This is a genomic window from Halobaculum litoreum (assembly GCF_030127125.1).
Lineage (GTDB): Archaea > Halobacteriota > Halobacteria > Halobacteriales > Haloferacaceae > Halobaculum > Halobaculum litoreum.
The window spans coordinates 421758-434016 of the sequence record NZ_CP126156.1; the positions used below are offsets into that span (position 1 = coordinate 421758).

General features: G+C 73.6%; 17 protein-coding genes and 2 pseudogenes. 7 read left to right on the forward strand and 12 right to left on the reverse strand.

Translation table 11 applies throughout. The annotated features are described in order from the left end of the window. The first annotated feature begins 41 nt into the window (after positions 1 to 41). Positions 42 to 713 (forward strand): DUF6517 family protein, encoded by a 672-nt coding sequence (locus P0R35_RS02230; RefSeq protein ID WP_284013630.1) that lies wholly within the window; start codon positions 42 to 44, stop codon positions 711 to 713. Between the two features lie 42 nt (positions 714 to 755). Further along, positions 756 to 1145: a hypothetical protein gene (locus P0R35_RS02235; RefSeq protein ID WP_284013631.1), complete on the forward strand. Its 390-nt coding sequence runs from the start codon at positions 756 to 758 to the stop codon at positions 1143 to 1145. Between the two features lie 70 nt (positions 1146 to 1215). On the opposite strand, the gene P0R35_RS02240 is transcribed toward P0R35_RS02235, so the two are convergent. Both P0R35_RS02240 and P0R35_RS02245 read right to left on the reverse strand, forming a co-directional pair. Next, complete coding sequence (locus P0R35_RS02240) at positions 1216 to 3603, reverse strand: ATP-dependent DNA helicase (protein ID WP_284013632.1); 2388 nt, start codon at positions 3601 to 3603, stop codon at positions 1216 to 1218. Positions 3604 to 3729: 126 nt separating this feature from the next. Next, positions 3730 to 4284, reverse strand: a complete 555-nt coding sequence (locus tag P0R35_RS02245; RefSeq protein ID WP_284013633.1) for a class I SAM-dependent methyltransferase — start codon at positions 4282 to 4284, stop codon at positions 3730 to 3732. Positions 4285 to 4380: 96 nt separating this feature from the next. On the opposite strand from P0R35_RS02245, the gene P0R35_RS02250 reads away from it, so the two are divergent. Both P0R35_RS02250 and cutA read left to right on the forward strand, forming a co-directional pair. Next, on the forward strand, positions 4381 to 4578 hold the full coding sequence (locus P0R35_RS02250; RefSeq protein WP_284013634.1) for an HEWD family protein: 198 nt from the start codon (positions 4381 to 4383) through the stop codon (positions 4576 to 4578). A gap of 7 nt (positions 4579 to 4585) precedes the next feature. Continuing rightward, positions 4586 to 4897 (forward strand): divalent-cation tolerance protein CutA, encoded by a 312-nt coding sequence (gene cutA, locus P0R35_RS02255; RefSeq protein WP_284013635.1) that lies wholly within the window; start codon positions 4586 to 4588, stop codon positions 4895 to 4897. 11 nt (positions 4898 to 4908) lie between these two features. Here cutA and P0R35_RS02260 read toward each other — a convergent pair whose 3' ends face one another. From P0R35_RS02260 to P0R35_RS02275, 4 genes are read right to left on the reverse strand one after another with little or no spacing between them, the layout of a single operon-like run. After that, positions 4909 to 5631 (reverse strand): HAD hydrolase family protein, encoded by a 723-nt coding sequence (locus P0R35_RS02260; RefSeq protein WP_284013636.1) that lies wholly within the window; start codon positions 5629 to 5631, stop codon positions 4909 to 4911. Positions 5632 to 5683: 52 nt separating this feature from the next. After that, positions 5684 to 6499 (reverse strand): DUF5803 family protein, encoded by an 816-nt coding sequence (locus P0R35_RS02265; protein WP_284013637.1) that lies wholly within the window; start codon positions 6497 to 6499, stop codon positions 5684 to 5686. Between the two features lie 3 nt (positions 6500 to 6502). Beyond that, on the reverse strand, positions 6503 to 7177 hold the full coding sequence (locus P0R35_RS02270; RefSeq protein ID WP_284013638.1) for a DUF2110 family protein: 675 nt from the start codon (positions 7175 to 7177) through the stop codon (positions 6503 to 6505). Continuing rightward, a complete protein-coding gene (locus tag P0R35_RS02275; protein WP_284013639.1) occupies positions 7178 to 7717 on the reverse strand; it encodes a transcription factor in 540 nt (179 codons plus the stop codon). A 124-nt stretch (positions 7718 to 7841) separates the two neighbouring features. On the opposite strand from P0R35_RS02275, the pseudogene P0R35_RS16790 reads away from it, so the two are divergent. After that, positions 7842 to 8021, forward strand: a pseudogene (locus P0R35_RS16790) (DUF6517 family protein); the annotation flags it as partial. Positions 8022 to 8055: 34 nt separating this feature from the next. Here the strand turns inward: P0R35_RS16790 and P0R35_RS02280 are convergent. Beyond that, complete coding sequence (locus tag P0R35_RS02280; RefSeq protein ID WP_284013640.1) at positions 8056 to 8295, reverse strand: hypothetical protein; 240 nt, start codon at positions 8293 to 8295, stop codon at positions 8056 to 8058. Here P0R35_RS02280 and P0R35_RS16795 point away from each other — a divergent pair. Then, a pseudogene (locus tag P0R35_RS16795) lies at positions 8206 to 8424 on the forward strand (DUF6517 family protein); the annotation flags it as partial. The gene P0R35_RS02280 and the pseudogene P0R35_RS16795 overlap by 90 nt on opposite strands. A gap of 89 nt (positions 8425 to 8513) precedes the next feature. Here P0R35_RS16795 and P0R35_RS02290 read toward each other — a convergent pair. The 5 genes from P0R35_RS02290 to P0R35_RS02310 form a co-directional block, all read right to left on the reverse strand. After that, positions 8514 to 8873, reverse strand: coding sequence for a hypothetical protein (locus P0R35_RS02290; RefSeq protein ID WP_284013642.1), 360 nt, complete (start codon positions 8871 to 8873; stop codon positions 8514 to 8516). Next, on the reverse strand, positions 8870 to 9100 hold the full coding sequence (locus tag P0R35_RS02295; RefSeq protein WP_284013643.1) for a hypothetical protein: 231 nt from the start codon (positions 9098 to 9100) through the stop codon (positions 8870 to 8872). Before P0R35_RS02295 ends, P0R35_RS02290 begins: the two co-directional genes overlap by 4 nt. An 81-nt stretch (positions 9101 to 9181) precedes the next feature. Beyond that, on the reverse strand, positions 9182 to 10003 hold the full coding sequence (locus P0R35_RS02300; protein ID WP_284013644.1) for a transcriptional regulator TbsP domain-containing protein: 822 nt from the start codon (positions 10001 to 10003) through the stop codon (positions 9182 to 9184). Positions 10004 to 10059: 56 nt separating this feature from the next. Continuing rightward, on the reverse strand, positions 10060 to 10803 hold the full coding sequence (locus P0R35_RS02305; RefSeq protein WP_284013645.1) for a methyltransferase domain-containing protein: 744 nt from the start codon (positions 10801 to 10803) through the stop codon (positions 10060 to 10062). Continuing rightward, positions 10800 to 11186, reverse strand: a complete 387-nt coding sequence (locus P0R35_RS02310; RefSeq protein ID WP_284013646.1) for a nascent polypeptide-associated complex protein — start codon at positions 11184 to 11186, stop codon at positions 10800 to 10802. Before P0R35_RS02310 ends, P0R35_RS02305 begins: the two co-directional genes overlap by 4 nt. A 127-nt stretch (positions 11187 to 11313) precedes the next feature. Between P0R35_RS02310 and P0R35_RS02315 the strand changes: the two genes are divergently transcribed. Continuing rightward, a complete protein-coding gene (locus P0R35_RS02315; RefSeq protein WP_284013647.1) occupies positions 11314 to 12108 on the forward strand; it encodes a creatininase family protein in 795 nt (264 codons plus the stop codon). The last annotated feature ends 151 nt before the right edge of the window (positions 12109 to 12259 follow it).

Below are 12259 nucleotides of genomic sequence, written 5' to 3' on the forward strand. Positions count from 1 at the left end.
CCGCCGTCCCGCTTTTCACCGCGCCGCCCCGAGCGTCCGCCGTGAGCGACGACGTCCCCGCGCCGCCGGTTCCCGAGGCCGCGCTCGCCGACGCCGGCTACGAGTTCGCCGGCGACGACACGACCGTCGGGTTCGACTCGCGGTTCGTCACGGTCGCGGTCCGCACGCGCTTCTACGACGACCCCGCGGTCGCCGACGCGCTCCCCACGACCGACGCCGACCGCGCCGCCCGCGCGTGTTTCGTCTCGCGGTGTCACTTCCGTCCCGGGTTCGAGCGCGCGCCCGTCTCGCCGGCCGCCGTCGTCGGCTTCGCCGCCGAGCAGGCGCGCGGCGAGTTCCTCGCGGACCTGCGCGACTCGGGGCTGCGGGACCTCGAGGCCGGCCCGACGCGCCGGTTCGCGTTCGACGACGTCGAGGGGCGACTGTTCGAGGTCGACGCCCACTACCCGGTCGACGCGACCGCCGCGGTCGCGGAGGCCACCTCGGGGACGCTCCGGGTCCCGGTCCGCGTGCTCGCGGCGATCCGGCCGTGGCGCGACACGTTCCTGCTCGCGGGCGCGGCGTACCCGACCGGGTCGCTGGTCGACGCGGTCGCGGCGGGCATCGACGTCGACGTCGACCGGGTGACCCTCACGCGGTCGTTCGACCCGGCCCCCGACGCGCGGGCGGCCGCCGTCGCCTTCCTTCGAATCGTGGGTACCGAAACTGAGTGAGGGGCCGTTACCATTAGATACCGGCGCCGCCCCGACTCGGCCGTGTCGACCGAGCGTCACGCGTCCATCGCCGACCGCGTCGAGGAGTACTGGGAGTGGGCGGCGGTCGCGCTGTTCCTGCTGGTGACGGTCGACCTGTTGACGACGATGTACGCGGCCGCCGCCGTGGGCCGCGCGGCGGAGGCGAACCCGTTGGTCCGGTGGGCGCTCGGCCGCCCGCTGGCGGTACTCGTCGGGATCAACCTCGCGGCCGTCGTCCTCGCGAGCGTCGTGTTCCACGGCGTCATCGAGACGTACCGCGTGACGCCCGTCCGGGTCCGCCCGTACTACGGCCTGGTGATCGAGGCGTGGCTCGGACTGCTCGTCGCCTCGGGGCTCGCGATCTACGCCAACAACCTCGCCGTGATCGTGCTCGGCGCGAGCCTGGTGTAGGCGGGGGAGCCGACTGCCGCTCCGGTCGCGGCGGGCGGCCCCACGACCGGGGCGGACCGGCCCGCGTCCGCTACTCCGCGTCCGCGTGGCGCTCCCAGAACCGCTCCAGCCCGAAGCGGAGCATGTCCGCGCTCACCGGGCGGAACTCATCGCGTTCGTACTCGGGGAGGTACTCCCGGACCCCGTTCCACGACTCGCGGGCGTAGCGGGCGTCCACCAGACACCGGACGCCCACCTCGTCGGTGCCGCGGATCACCCGCCCGATCGCCTGACGGGCCTTCCGGACCGCCGGCACCGTCAGCGCCGTCTCGAAGCCGTCGCCGAACTCGCGGTCGTACGCCGTCTTCACGGCGCGGGTCCGCGGCGACGACGTGTTGATGATGGGGACGCCGCAGACGACCGCCGCCGCGAGGCGGTCGCCCTCGTAGTCGACGCCCTCGGTGAGGGTGCCGCGGATGCTCGTGACGAGCACCTTCGCGTCGCCGGCGAAGAAGTCCGCCTTCAGCGACTCGGTGGCGGTGTCGTCGCTCGACTCGTCGAGCAGGACGGGCTTGTCGACCCGGGCGTCCGCGTCGAGTTCCCCCGCCATCCACTCGGCCTCGCCGTAGCTGGGCATCCCGACGAGCACGTTCCCGGGCGTGGTGCTCGCGACCTCGGCGGCGGCGTCGACGTGCGCCCGCCGCGTCTCGTTGTCCTCGCCCGGCGGCCCGCGGTTCGAGAAGGTGAACTTCGGCACGTCGAGCGCGAACGACGCGCGGTTCCCCTCGGGGAAGCCGAGCCCGTACGTCCGCTCCTCGACCGGCCGGCCCTCGGACTCGAGGTAGTTGAGGCCGGTCACCTCCCTGAACACGTCCAGCGGCGCGAGCGTCGCCGACATGAGGACGCCGCCGCCGAAGTCGGCGAGTCGTTCGCCGATGGCGTCGGCGGGCACGCAGTTGTGGAGCGCGAGCCGCGCGGAGTACGCCCGTCGCCACGAGTCCGGCGGCGCCGTCTCGTCCCACGTCCGATCCAGCTCCAACTCCCGGAAGTACGACTCGTGGTCGCAGCGGTACCACGCGTTCAGCGTCCGCCCGACGCCGGGCGCGGCGCGCTGGCGGTCCTCGTCTTCCGCCTCGTCGAGGATGCGTGCGACCACCGCGCCGACCTGTTCGGCGCGGGCCCACACGTCCTCCCCGTAGCCGGCGTCGCGCGCCCACTCGGTGATCTCGTCGACCGCGGGCGCTTCCGGGTCGCGCAGCGGGAGTTCCTCGTCGTCGAGGTCGGTCAGGTTCTCGCGCCAGCCGACGCGCTCGGCGTCGAGGAACTCCGTCACGCGGCGGTCGAGTTCCTCGCGGAGGTCGACGACGAACTCGCGCAGCAGTTGCACCTCGTCGAGGCTCACCTCGGCGTCGGCGAGTTCGCCGCGCACGAGGTCCGCGTCGGTCGTCCCCTGCGCGCGCTTGCCCGAGTCCTCGAACTGGACGGGCTGGATCACGCGGGTCAGCTCGTTCTCGGCGTCGCGCAGGCTCGCGTCGGCGACCCCGTCGGAGACGAGGTCCCGCACGCGGGGTTCGAGCATGTGCGCCTCGTCGCAGACGACGAACGTCGAGTCGTCGACGAGCGCGCCGGTGAACCCGCCCACCGTCGTCGGGTCGAACGCGTGGTAGTAGTTGCCGACGACGACCTCCACCTGCGGCAGGATCGCGCCCATCATCGAGTGCGGGCAGGTGCCGTGGCCCGCCGACAGCCGCACGAGCTCTTCGGCGTCGATGAGGCCGCGGTCGGTGAAGTCGAACGGGACGGCTTCGGCGGCGTCGCCGTCCTCGGGGAGGTCGTCGAGGTAGCGCGCGTAGAACGGACAGAACTCGACGCCGTCGCGCGTCGCGCTCCCGCCGTGTTCGGGCATCTCGGGGAGGTACGGCGTCGGCTCGCCGGCCGTCTCGAGGTAGTCGACGCCGTCGTCGCCGGTGTCGGCGAAGCCGGTCTGGGCGCGGCGGGCCTGCTCGACGAGCGCGCCCGCCGTCGTCTCGCCGCCGTCGGCGTCGCCGACGAGGTTCCGGGTGCGCTCGCGCAGCCCCTCGCAGCGCTCGTACACGTTCGTCGTGTCGACGCCGCCGCGGTTCTCGCGGGCGTACGGACACACGTCGGCCTTGCCGACGAGCGTCATCCCGGAGACGGGGCGCCAGTCGTCGGGCAGCCCCTCGTTGATCGTCCGGAGGTCCGCCTCGAACTGGCGGAGCTGTTGCTTGACGCTGGTGAGGACGAGCACGCGCTCGAAGTCGCTGTCGGGGTCGCGCACCAGGTCGATGCCGGCGGTCAGCGCCAGCATCGTCTTCCCGGTGCCGCAGGCGCCCTCGAGCGTCAGGAAGCCGTCGTCGGCGGCGACGGCGCGGGCGGCTTCGATGCCGTCCGCCTGTTCGGGGTACGGCTCGTCGTGCCCGAACACGCTGCGCCACGCCTCGTCCGTCGCCTCGCTCACGGTGGAATCGGGGATAGCCACGGGGTTCAATCCGTCGATGGTCCCGTCCCCGTACGTGAACCTTCGGGGGGTGTCGCCGGCCGGGTACCGGTCGCCGCCCCCGCCGCCCGTCTCCCCCGTGCCGCCCTACCGACGCGCCACGCAGACGAACGTCTCGCGCCGCGTCTCGGCGCGCTCGACGGTGAACCCGGCGTCCTCGAAGGCGCTCGCGGCGTCGCCGACGCCGAAGCGTTCGTCGCGGGGCGGCCCCGCCTCGCCCGGCCCGTCGCGGGTCCAGTCGACCGTGACGACGCGGCCGCCCGGGCGGACGACCCGCGCGAGCTCCGCGAGCGACGCGTCGCTCGCGTACTCGTGGTACGTCATCGTCGAGAACGCCGCGTCGAGCGCGTCGGCGGCGAACGGGAGGTCGTCGACGCCGGCGGTCACCGTCTCCACGGTCTCGGGGACGCCCTTCTCGCGGTACAGGTCGTGCATCTCGGCCTGCACGTCGACGGCGTAGCAGGTGCCGACGCGGGGAGCGACCGCGTCCGTGTAGAAGCCCGTCCCGGAGCCGAGGTCGGCGACCGCGGCGTCGGGCGCCGTCGCCAGCGCCGCGAGCAGTTCCTCGGCCGAGCAGTAGCGGAACCGGCCGGGGTCCTCGAGCGCGTCCGCGCGGTCGACGTCGAACGTGTGGAAGCCCATCGGGCGTCGTTCGGCGGGCGGGGGCTTTACACCCACGGGGGCGCGCCGCCGACGGGTCCGGGAGGGTTTAAGTCCGATCGCGGTGCACCGACTGGTATGTCCGTCCGTATCCGCCGCCCCGACGAACGCACGTGCGAGCGCTGCGGCCGCCAGGAGCGGTTCGACGTGGCCAGCGGGAGTTGGGTCGTCGCCGACGCGGACGCGGTCGGCGGCGTGTACTGCATCCACGAGTGGGACATCAACGGCACGTTCGTCCCGTTCGAGGAACTCGACGACCCCCGCGCCGACGCCTGAGACGACCGTGCCGACGCTGTACGTCACGGCCCCGCCCGGCGCGGCGGCGACTCTCGCCCGGACGCTCGTCGACGAGCGCCTCGCCGCCTGCGTCAACCGCGTCCCCTGCCGGTCGACGTACCGCTGGGACGGGGCGGTGGTCGCCGACGACCCCGAGGAGGTGCTGCTCGTGAAGACGAGCGACGAGCGCGTCGCCGAGGCGGAGGCCCGCATCCTCGAGGCCCACCCGTACGACACCCCCTGCGTCGAACGGTTCGCCCCCGACGCCGTCGCCGACCCGTTCGCCGCGTGGATCGACGAGGCGACGAGCCCGGAGTAGGGCGGGGTGCTTCAGGGCTCGGCCCGGTCGACCAGCCGCGACAACACCGCGAGCGTGCCGTCCATGTACCCGTCCGCGAGCACCTCGTCGGCGGCCGCGCGGGCCGCCTCGTCGGCGTTCGCGACCGCGTAGCTCTCGCCGGCGACGTCGAACGTGGAGACGTCGTTCATCGAGTCGCCGACGGCGACGAACTCGGCGGGGTCGCGGTCGAGGACGGCCGCGGCCTCCCGGAGCGCCGCGCCCTTGCTCACGTCGGGGTCGGTGAGGTGGTACGCGTAGCCGGTGTCGAGGAACGTCAGGTCGAACTCGTCGGCCACCTCGCGCAACAGCGCCTCGTCGGCGGTCAGGCGGGCGGCGACCTCCGTCTCGCGCCAGCGGTTGACGGTGTCGGCCTCGCCCCACCCGAGGTCGCCGCCGCGCTCGCGGAACGCCGCGACCGCGCGGGCGACCCGGTCGGCGTCGCCGGCGACCCGCACCGTCTCGTCGACGCAGACGACCCCGCCGTTCTCCGCGACCACCCGCTCGGGGACGCCCGCGAAGTGACACAGCGCGACCGGGTACGGGAACGACTTGCCCGTCGCGAGCACGACCGGCGCGGGCCACGCGGGGAGCGCGCGGAACACCCGCGGGTCGACGGTGTGGTCGGGCGTCGTCAGGGTGCCGTCGATGTCGAGCGCCAGCGGCGGGAGGTCGGCGTCGGCGGGGACGTCGAACGCCGGCGACTGCGCGGTCATGGGCGAAGCGTGGGCGCGGGCGGCGATAAGCGGTGGCGTTCGCGCGGGGCGGTCAGCGCATCCCGGGCGGCGGGCCGTCGTCGCCGAGGTCGTCGCCGTCCGTGTCGACGTCGAGCCCCATCTCCTCGCGCCGCTCGCGCAGCGCCTCGATCTGCCGCCGGTAGTACAGCAGGCCGCCGCCGCCGACGGCGAAGAACAGCGCGAACACCGCGCCGAAGATCTGCACGTCCTGCGGGAGGTAGAACTGGACGATCACCGAGCGCGACTGCACGTCGTCCCACCGGATGTGGAGGCGGCCGTCGGCGTCCGTGCTCGTCGCCGTGGGGGCGGGGCTGACGTCGCCGAACACCGGCAGCGACGTGCGACGGTTCGGCGGCAACACGACCTCGTAGGAGCCCCGCACGTACGTCGGCAGCGTGAAGCGCTTGGGCGTCGACCCCGCGGAGAACGCGACCCGGTCGCCGTCGACGTCGCCCTCGCCGGGCAGCTCGATCCGGACGACGTCGCGGGTCTGGTCGACCGCGCCGCGTTGACGGAGCTGGGTGCCGTTGATCACGGTGCCGTTCGGGTAGCGGTAGCGCACCGCCCGGACGTCGAGCGGGTTCGTGCCGCCGAGGCCGTCGCGGCGGAACAGCTCGATCTCGCTCCCGTTGACCGCGTACACCGCCGAGAAGCTCGCGTCGTCGTGGACCGTGATGTGGGCGTCGAGGTCGTCGTCGACGCTCTCGTTCCACGCGTACGAGCCGCCGCGCGGCTCCGCGTCGAGACGGTCGGCGGGGACCGAGCCGCCGCCGAGGAGGCCGAGACAGCCCGACAGCGACAACAGCACCACGAGCGCCGCCACGGGGAGGAGCCGTCTCCTGACCATCGGTTACTGGGGGATGACCGCCTTCAGTTCGGAGGGGAGGTAGCCGCCGATGGACGCGAGGAGGCCGGGCGCGTCCGTGTTCTCGCGACAGATGATGCTCTGCTCCAGCAGGCCGAGGCGCTCGACGGTGACGATGTCGTTGGCGTGGCCCGCCCGGTTGACGGTGGCGCGCGTCTCCGCCCGCGTCGCGGAGTTGACGTTGACGCGCCCCTGACCGCGGGTCCAGTCGTACAGGCGGTCGCGCTCGGCGTCGGCCAGTTCGTGGGCGCCGTCCGCGTCGTACACGAACCGCAGCGTCGTGTGTTGGACGATGCCGAACCGGTCGCGGATCTGTTCGGGCGTCCCGGCGCCGAGCCCGAGCCCGTCGGCCGGGATCCGGATCTCGGTGCCGGCGTCGAGGACGAACCCCTCGTCGTCCCATCCCTCCAGCGTGCCGGCGTACGTCTCGCCGTCGGTGAAGTGGTCGGTGACCTCGCCCCACTCCTCGCGGAGGAGGTTGCGCGCCACCGTCTCGTCGTCGCCGGAGACGGTGACGGAGACGAAGTCGTCGTGGCGGACGCCGACGTCGAACTCCACGTCGAGGTCGCCCAGCTCGTTGGCCACCAGCGACGTCATCCCGTCGAGCGCGCGCTCGCGAGCCTCGCCGGCGACGTAGCACTTGGTCGCGAGGACGACCATCTACGCTTCCGCCTCGGCTTCGTCGCGCTCGACGTTCAGCTCGTCGCGGAGCTGGTCGATGCGCCACTCCATCGCCTCCACCAGCCGGGAGTTCTCCATCGACTCCAGCGGCGAGCCGCACTCCGGGCACTCGAAGCCGAACTCCATCGCCTCCTCGAACTCGAAGCGGATGGAGTCGACCTCGCACAGGTAGAACTGGTGGTCGGACTCGTACGACCGCCGTCGGTCGAGCCCCTCGAGCAGGCGGTGCATCTCCTCCTCGAGGTTCTCCGGGATGTTCTCGTAGTGGAACGTCCACAGGTAGGTGAGCCACCCCGAGTCCTCGTCGCGGACGCGGCGGTACGACGCCAGGTCGTTCTCGTAGAGGATGAACAGCGCCCGGCGCACGTCGTTCAGTTCCAGCCCCATGTCCTCGGCGAGCTCCTCGTCGGTGACCTCGCCGTCCGGCGGGGCCGCCGCGACGGGCATCCCCGTCGGACCGACCAGCTCGTGGAGGTACTTCTGGATGACAGGGTCTCCGAGGAGGTCCTCAAAAGCCATTTGTCGAAACTGCGGGCGGCCGTCGGTTAAAGTCACCGACTCGTCGGATCCGGCGGCGTTCCGGCGCACGCCCGCGGCCGGCCGCACAGTTAACACCGGCCCACGCGACACGTCGACCCGACCGATGTCCGGGCAGTTCCCCACGGTGCCGACGGACGCGCTCGCCGACGGCGGGTGGCGCGAGCGCGAGCGCCGCGAGACGCGGGCGTTCGACGCCAAGGTGGTCGCCGTCGACGCCGCCACCCTCGTGTTCGAGGACGTCGCCCTCCGCGAGCGACTGCGGGCGGCGACCGGGCTCGACGGGCTGTGGCGCTTCTTCGTGGCGAGCCGGCTCACGCTCACGCCGCGGACGCCCCCTCGCCGTCGCTCACGAAGCTCGTCGCGAACCGCGGCCACGCCGGCTTCGCCGACACGCTCGCCGACCGCGGGTTCGAGGGGTCCGACGCGCGAACGACGACGGGCGGGCGGCGGCCGCGGCGGCGTTCGACGACGGCGTCCGGATCGCGGCGTACGACGCCCTCTGTCGGCTCGACGAGGTCGCCGTCCGCGCCCGCGGGTGGGCGGGGGTCGTGCCCCACGACGGCGCGTACCTCCTCGTCGGCGGGGCGTACCCGACGGCCGTCCGGGAGGCGCCCGACGCGGCGACCGCCGACGCCGTCGCGGCGGCGCTGGACGCCGAGGGGTTCCGCGAGGGCTGTTCGCGCTGATGCGCGACACGGGGTGAGACGTCCCGCGCGGGCTCAGTCGCGCCGGCGGCGACCCGCCAGCGCGCGGACGACCCCGACGAGGTCGACCCTCACGGGCGCGACGCCGAGGGCGCGCGCGACCGGGCCCGGCGACACGCCCGGGTCGACGCGGGCCACCTCGACGCCGCGGACGTACAGGCCGAGCGGGACGCGGTCGACGGGGGCGTCCGGCGGGAGGGGAGCGCGGCTCGGAGTCCGGCGAACGACCGCAGGGCCGCCAGCCGGTCGGCGTGCACCTCGACGCGACCGTCCCGCGACCGGATCCGGAGCGGCTCGCCGTCGACGGTCGCGTCGGCGTCGACGACGACCCGGAGGTCGCCGACCGCGATGCGGTCCGGCTCGTCGGGCGCCGCCGGGTCCGTCGACTCGTCGACCGGCGCCCCGGTCACGCCGCCGGGGTCGTCGCTCACTCGTCGTCCGGGTGCTCGCTCGAGGAGATGCGGAGCGTCCCGTTGAGCCGCCAGTGGGCGTGTTCGGCGTCCTCGCCCGCGGCGCTCGGCACGTCGACCTCCATGTCGTCGAACGTGTAGCTGATCTCGGCTCCGCGCCCGGTGAGCCGTTCGTACAGGGCGATCCCGAAGTCCGGCCACGTCGTCGTCTCCTCACCCCGCCGGTTCGGCGTGTCGTCGGCACTCATCTCGTGTCAGGCCAAGGGGTCGGACGGTCTTATCGGTGTCCCCGGTGCCGGTTCCGACGACGGCCGGCCCCGCGGGGGCGACTACCCCCGCAGGTCCACGCCGACGGCCGCGTGGAGTTCGCTCGGGTCGGCGTCGGCCAGCCGGTCGTCGGCGGGAACGAGCCGGTGGCGCGGCCGCCCCACCCCGACCGGCTCGCGGACCGTGTCGACCACGCCGGCGTCGACGAGGCGTGCCTTCGCGCGGGCGACCTCAGTGCGGCTCGAGACGCCGACCGACTCGGCCCAGTCCCCGAGACGCATCGCGAGCAGGCGGTTGCGGGCCGCGACGAGGGTACACGCCGTCACGTGGTCGAGGGGCTCGTCGCCGGTCCCCGGCCCGACGGCGTCGAACAGCGCCGCGAGGTCCGGCGCGGCGTCCGGCCACCGGTCGGCGAACGTGTCGAGCACCGTCTCCCGACCGGGTGTGTCGACCGACACCTCGTCGGCGCCGTCCCAGCGGTCCTCGTACGCCGCCGCGAGCGGTCCGTCGACGGCCCCGCCGCCCGACGCCCCGAGGACCGTCGCCGGCGCCGGGCCGGCGGCGGGGAGCGAGAACTGCGCCATGGCGCGCCCGTCGACGATCGCCAGCGACGACTCGACGGCGGCGGTCCGCACGGCGAGCCGGCCCGCCTCCATCGCGTCGGCCGCGTCCGCGGCCACGAGGAAGTCGTCGAGCGCGGCGTCGACCGTCTCGGGCGTGCACAACAGCCTGACCGACTGCGGCGGCGGCGCGTCGCCCGTGCGACGGTCGCGAAGCTCGGCGACGAGCGCGCGGACGGTCGCCGGCCCCGGGCCGACGAGGAGCGCCCGTTCGGCGCCCGCGATGCTCTCCCGGACGAGCTCGGAGGGGGAACGTGTCGTCACGACGGGGGATGAGGCGCACCGCGACTTCAGTTTTCAGATCCGCTCGCGTTGGATTTTCACTCGAGCAGGCGAGCGAACAGGAGGTAGCCGGTGTGGCCGACGCCGGCCGTGCTCGGCCGCGTACCGCGGTCGTCGACGGTCAACTCGCGTTGGATCGTCTCCATCGTCCGCACCTCCCCGAGCCCCGCGTCGCGGGCGGTCAGCTCCACCTCGCGGGCGTCCTCGACGAACGGGGTGTAGACGGCGACGTACCCGCCCGGGACGAGGAGCTCCGGCGCGCGCGCCACGACGGCGGCGGCGTCGCCGGTGTCGAGCGTCAGCAGGTCGAACGGCTCGCCGGCCGCCAGGTCGTCGAGGTCGTCGGTGAGGTCGCCGGTGCGGACCTCGACGCGGTCCGCGACGCCGCCCAGCCGCATGTTATCGCGGGCGTTCTCGGCGAACTCGGGGTCGACCTCGTAGGTGGTCACCTCGGCGCCGATGCGGCCGAGGTAGCCCGACAGCACGCCGGTTCCGGTGCCGGCGTCGAGCACGCGGTCGCCCGACTGCGCGCCCGTGTGGCCGATCACGAGCCCGACGTCGCGGGGCATCATCGGCGCCCCGGTGCGCTCGAAGTGGTTGAACAGGTCCGGGCCGCGGAGCCGACGGACGTGGAACACCTCGCCGAGATGCGTCTCCAGCGTCCGCCCGTGCTCGACGTCCTCGGGGACCTCCAGCACGCCGAGGTCCGTCTGGAGCTCGTCGCCGGGGGCGCGGAGGTACTCCCGGTCGGACTCGGCGTGGACGAGGAGGTACGAACTCACTCCAGCCGGGAGATGGCCGCCGCCAGGTCGCCGTCGGCCGCCTCCAGCGCCGCGCGCGCCTCGTCCTCGGTGACGTTGGCGCGGGTGGCGACCAGCTGGACGTCGTCGTCGGGCACCGCGCCGTCGGCGTCGGCGGCCGCGTCCTCGTCCGCGTCGCCCTCGATCGCGGCGTCGGCGGACGCGACCGTCTCGGGCGAGCCGACGATCTGGTACGTCTCCTGACCCTGCGCGTCCATCTTCGTGACCTGCGGCGCCTCGAACACGAGGTCCTCGTCGGCCGTCTTGATGACGACTTCCTCGGCGTCGATCTCGGTCACGTCGATGCCCATCTGCTTCATCATCTGCTGCATCTTGCGCGGGTTCATCCCGCCGCCTCCGAACATACGCGGCGAGTCGGCCGCGGCGAGCAAAAGCATGGCGAAGGCACCGCCCGGCGGCCCCGCGCCGACGGGTCGGCGCGGACTCCGCCGCCACCCCCGGATTCATCCCCGCGCCGCTCCTGCGGCGAGTGTGTACCTCTCCCACCGGACGTGGCCGGAACTCGGGGACTACGTCGCCGAGGAGTCGCTCGCGGTCGTCCCCCTCGGGTCGACCGAACAGCACGGCCCGCACCTGCCGCTGGCGACGGACTACCTCATCGCCGAGGCGCTCGCGCGCGACGCCACCGACCGCACGGGCTACCTCTGTACGCCCCCCGTCCGCATCGCCGTCTCCGAACACCACCGGCAGTTCCACGGGACGATGTGGGTCGACCCCGAGGTGTTCCGCGACTACGTCGAGAGCTTCTCGCGCAACCTCGCGTACCACGGCGTCGACCGCATCGTCTACGTGAACGCCCACGGCGGCAACGTCCAACACCTCCGCGAGGTCGGGCGGCGCCTCCGCCGCGACGAGACCGCCTTCGCCGTCGAGTGGATGTGGGACGAGTCGATCCCGGACCTGGTGTCGGAGGCGTTCGAACACAACGGGCCCCACGGCGGCCCGAAGGAGACGGCGATGGTCATGCACATCGCCGAGGAACTGGTCAGGGAAGACCGCCTCGCTGACGCCCGCGACGGCGGCCTCGTCGACCTCGCGGACGCCGAGACGATGAAGTTCGGCTCGCGGACGTTCTACGACTCGCCGGACAACTCCGCGAACGGCGTCTTCGGCGACCAGACGGACGCCACCCCCGAGAAGGGCGCGGAGCTGTTCGAGGCCGCCAGCGACCAGCTGGTCCGGTTGCTGGAGTGGGTCGACGACCAGCCGTTCGCCGACCTCATGCCGGAGCCGCACGTCGACCCCCAGCCCGGGAGTCGTCGATGAGGGCGCCGCGGGCGGCGGACGTGGCGGCGCTGCTCGCGACGGCGCACGACACGGCGACGCCCGTCGACCCCGACGCGCTCCCCGCCGTCGACTCGGTGGCGACCGGCTACCGTGTCCAGGAGCGACTCGTCGACCGACTCCGCGCCGCCCG

Coding starts and splice junctions, on each gene's coding strand:
- P0R35_RS02245 (WP_284013633.1), bottom strand. CDS start 4,284: ATGGGCTTCCACACGTTCGACGTCGACCGCGCGGACGCGCTCGAGGAC.
- P0R35_RS02250 (WP_284013634.1), top strand. CDS start 4,381: ATGTCCGTCCGTATCCGCCGCCCCGACGAACGCACGTGCGAGCGCTGC.
- P0R35_RS02260 (WP_284013636.1), bottom strand. CDS start 5,631: ATGACCGCGCAGTCGCCGGCGTTCGACGTCCCCGCCGACGCCGACCTC.
- P0R35_RS02265 (WP_284013637.1), bottom strand. CDS start 6,499: ATGGTCAGGAGACGGCTCCTCCCCGTGGCGGCGCTCGTGGTGCTGTTG.
- P0R35_RS02270 (WP_284013638.1), bottom strand. CDS start 7,177: ATGGTCGTCCTCGCGACCAAGTGCTACGTCGCCGGCGAGGCTCGCGAG.
- P0R35_RS02275 (WP_284013639.1), bottom strand. CDS start 7,717: ATGGCTTTTGAGGACCTCCTCGGAGACCCTGTCATCCAGAAGTACCTC.
- P0R35_RS02295 (WP_284013643.1), bottom strand. CDS start 9,100: ATGAGTGCCGACGACACGCCGAACCGGCGGGGTGAGGAGACGACGACG.
- P0R35_RS02310 (WP_284013646.1), bottom strand. CDS start 11,186: ATGTTCGGAGGCGGCGGGATGAACCCGCGCAAGATGCAGCAGATGATG.